General features: G+C 67.9%; 4 protein-coding genes. All 4 read left to right on the forward strand.

What is annotated here, in order from left to right; all coding sequences use genetic code 11:
* Window positions 1-1,189, forward strand: a 1,189-nt coding sequence (locus tag ACE3UY_RS01920; RefSeq protein WP_374685862.1) for a MiaB/RimO family radical SAM methylthiotransferase, incomplete at its 5' end; no start/stop codon positions are given.
* 114 nt (window positions 1,190-1,303) lie between these two features.
* A complete protein-coding gene (locus ACE3UY_RS01925; RefSeq protein ID WP_374685863.1) occupies window positions 1,304-1,939 on the forward strand; it encodes a class I SAM-dependent methyltransferase in 636 nt (211 codons plus the stop codon).
* A 52-nt stretch (window positions 1,940-1,991) separates the two neighbouring features.
* On the forward strand, window positions 1,992-2,783 hold the full coding sequence (gene recO / locus ACE3UY_RS01930) for a DNA repair protein RecO (RefSeq protein WP_374685864.1): 792 nt from the start codon (window positions 1,992-1,994) through the stop codon (window positions 2,781-2,783).
* A gap of 137 nt (window positions 2,784-2,920) precedes the next feature.
* The coding region (locus ACE3UY_RS01935) for a glycine--tRNA ligase subunit alpha (RefSeq protein ID WP_374685865.1) at window positions 2,921-3,699 on the forward strand (779 nt) is incomplete at its 3' end.

Here is a 3,699-nt window from a genome sequence, read left to right on the forward strand (position 1 = left end):
GGCGGACACGGTCATCCTCAACACCTGCGCCGTCACGGCCGAGGCGGCCCGCGACGCCCGCAACCTGACCCGCCGCTTCGCCCGCGCCAACGGAGAGGCCGAGATCGTCCTGACCGGCTGCTACGCCGCCATCGCCCCGGATGAGCTGGCCGCGCTGCCCGGCGTGGGCCGTGTGGTGGGCAACGCTGACAAGGAGCGCATCCCGCTGCTGCTCGACCCGGCCCTGCCGGCCGACCGGCCGCTCTTTGACCGCGAGCCGCTCAGCCGCGAGACGGCCGCCGGCAGCATGGGCCGGACGCGCGGCTTCATCAAGGTGCAGGACGGCTGCGACAACCGCTGCACCTTCTGCGTGACGACCATCGCCCGCGGCGCGGGGCGCAGCCGCCGGCTGGGGGACGTGGTGGCCGAGGTGCAGGCGTTCGCGGCCGCCGGCTACCGCGAGGTGGTGCTGACCGGCGTCCACCTGGGCAGCTACGGCCGCGACCTGGGCCGGCCGGCCGGGCTGGCCGAACTGACGGCGGCGCTGCTGGCCGACACCGACGTGCCCCGGTTGCGCCTGTCGTCGCTGGAGCCGTGGGATGTCGCCCCCAATTTCTTCCGGCTGTGGGAGAACCCGCGCCTGCTGCCCCACCTGCACCTGCCGCTCCAGTCGGGCAGCGACCGGGTGCTGCGCCGCATGGCCCGCCGCACCAGCCAGGCCAGCTTCCGCGCCCTGGCCGACGAGGCCCGCGCCCACATCCCCGACCTGAACCTGAGCACCGACCTGATCGCCGGCTTCCCCGGCGAGACGGACGAGGAGCACGCCGAGACGCTGGCCTACGTGGCGGAACTGGCCTTCGGCCGGCTGCACGTCTTCCCCTACAGCCCGCGCCCCGGCACGGCCGCCGCGCGACTGCCCGGCCAGGTTCCCGGGCCGGTCAAGAAGGAGCGCGCCCGGCAGCTGATCGCCCTGGGCGAGCGGCTGGGCGCGGCCTTTCACGCCCGCTATGACGGGGCGACGCGCCCGGTGTTGTGGGAGCAGGCGGTCGGCGCGGAGCCGGAGGGGCTGCGCTGGGTGGGCTACACCGACAACTACATCCGCGTCGCCGCCATCGGCCCGGCCGACCTGATGAACCGCGTCACCCCCGTCCAGTTGGGTGGAGCGACGGCGTCGGGCATGAGCGGAGCGCTCGCCGTTCTCAAAGCGTAAGGTAGAAGCTGCTGAAGACAAAGCGGACCGCACGCTTCGGCCATGGTTTCGACATTTAAGAGAACCATACGGACAACGTGCATGCCAACAGCGGGCATCACAAGAGAGGAGCCTATGTCAGCACTCAGGCGAGGTGGAGGCGCGCTGGTCGTTGTGGCCGCGGCGGGGATAGGGTTTCTGATCTGGCGCCGCCAAAAGCGCAATTTGCCCTGCCCCTCCAGTCTCAGTTTTCTACTGGAAAACCCGTTCATGAGCCGGGTGGCCGGGGCGGAATTGCTGCTCGACCGCGCGGGCGTGGCCGAAGGGATGCGTGTACTGGATGTTGGCTGCGGCCCGGGGCGCATCACGTTGCCGGCCGCGCGGCGAGTTGGGCCGGCCGGCGAAGTGGTAGCGCTTGACATTCAGGAGTCCATGCTCGAGCGCGTGCGGCAACGGATAGACGCGCAAAACGTCACCAACGTCCGCCTGCTCCATGCCGGCGCGGGTGAAGGACAGACCGAACCAGAATCATTCGATCGCGCCTTTCTCGTCACCGTGCTGGGCGAGATTCCTGACAAGGCGGCTGCCCTGCGCGAAGTATACCGGGCGCTCAAACCGGGCGGTGTCCTATCCATCACGGAAGTGCTGCCCGATCCCGATTTTCAGACCCCGGGCGCTATTCAGGACCTGGCGCGGGAAGCCGGGTTCGAGGTGGGCGAGAAGCTGGGCGGCTTTCCGGCCTTTACGATGAATCTGGTAAAGCCTGTCTAGACCGCCGCGCCCCAACCTGCCGGTTCCGGCGTTCTCAGGTACACTTGTCCGCATGGCACGCGAGCGCACTTTCCGCACCGAGGCTGTCGTCATCCGCCGCAGCGACTTCGGCGAGGCCGACCGGCTGCTGACGCTGTTCAGCCACGACCGGGGCAAGATTCGGGCCATCGCCAAGGGGGCGCGCAAGCCGCAGAGCCGCAAGACGGGCCACGTCGAGCTGTTCATGCGCAGCAAGTTCCTCATTGCCGAGGGGCGCGACCTGGACATCGCCACCCAGGCGGAGATGGTCGAGTCCTACGCGCGGCTGCGCGACGACCTGGTGCGCGCCACCTACGCCTCCTACGCCATCGAGCTGCTCGACCGCTTCACCGTGGACGACGACCCGCACCGCGACGTGTACGAGCTGGTGGCGACGACGCTGGGCACGCTGGCCGACGGCGACGACCCGCTGCTGGCCGCGCGCTACTACGAGTTGCGGCTGCTGTCGCTGACCGGCTTCCAGCCGCGGCTATTCAATTGCGTGTCCTGCGGCGAGCCGATCCAGGAGCAGGATCAGCTGTTCAGCCCCGACCTGGGCGGGCTGCTCTGTCCCGGCTGTGAAGGGGCCGACCCGCGGGCCGTGCCCATCTCGGCCGTGGCGGTCAAGGTGATGCGCTACCTCCAGACGCGGTCGTGGGACACGGTCAGCCAGTTGCGCCTGCGCCCGGCCGTGCTGCACGAGATCGAGCGCATCATGTACGACTACCTGACCCACATTCTGGAGCGCAACCTGAAGTCGGTGGATTTCCTGCACCGGCTGCGGCGCGAGGCGGAACTGTTCGCCGCCGCGGAGCCGGAAGAATAGAAGAAGCTCACGCCAAGAACGCAAAGAAGCAAAGGACGCAAAGAAGAGAAGCTTGGCGTTCCTGGAATCCTTTGCGTTCTTGGCGTGAGCCTCTTCTGCTATAATCCATCCATTACCCTGTTGACGACGAGAACCCTATGCAGACGCCGCTTAACTTCCAACAAATGATCCTCCGCCTGCTGGAGTACTGGCAGGCGCAAGGCTGCCTCATCTGGCAGCCCTACAACGTGCAGGTCGGCGCGGGCACGATGAACCCGGCCACCATCCTGCGCGTCCTCGGCCCGGAGCCGTGGAACGTGGCCTACATTGAGCCGAGCATCCGGCCCGACGACGGCCGCTTCGGCGACAACCCCAACCGCATGCAGCAGCACTACCAGTTGCAGGTCATCCTGAAGCCCGATCCGGGCGACCCCATCGAGCTGTACCTGAAGAGCCTGGAGGCCATCGGCATCAGCCAGCGCGAGCACGACATCCGCTTTGTCGAGGACAACTGGCAGTCGCCGGCGCTGGGGGCGTGGGGGTTGGGCTGGGAGGTGTGGCTCGACGGCCAGGAGATCACCCAGTTCACCTACTTCCAGCAGGCGGGCGGCGTCGACCTCGACCCCGTCTCGGTCGAGATCACCTACGGCCTCGACCGCATCGCCCTGGCGCTGCAAGGCAAGGATAGCGTCTGGGAGATGGACTACGGCGCGGGCGTGGGCTATGGCGACGCGCTGCTCCAGTCGGAGATCGAGCACTGCCAGTACTACTTCAACGTGGCCGACGTGGACGCGCTGAAGATGATTTACGAGACCTATGAGCGCGAGGCGTACCGCTGTCTGGAGCACGGCCTCGTCGCTCCGGCCCACGACTACAACCTGAAGTGCTCGCAACTGTTCAACGTGCTGGACACGCGCGGGGCCATCGGCGTGACGGA

Source organism: Promineifilum sp. (SeqCode), from assembly GCF_041918635.1.
Lineage (GTDB): Bacteria > Chloroflexota > Anaerolineae > Promineifilales > Promineifilaceae > Promineifilum.

Excerpts from the sequence above, each read along its gene's own strand:
- ACE3UY_RS01925 (WP_374685863.1), top strand. The coding sequence starts at position 1,304 with ATGTCAGCACTCAGGCGAGGTGGAGGCGCGCTGGTCGTTGTGGCCGCG.
- recO (WP_374685864.1), top strand. The coding sequence starts at position 1,992 with ATGGCACGCGAGCGCACTTTCCGCACCGAGGCTGTCGTCATCCGCCGC.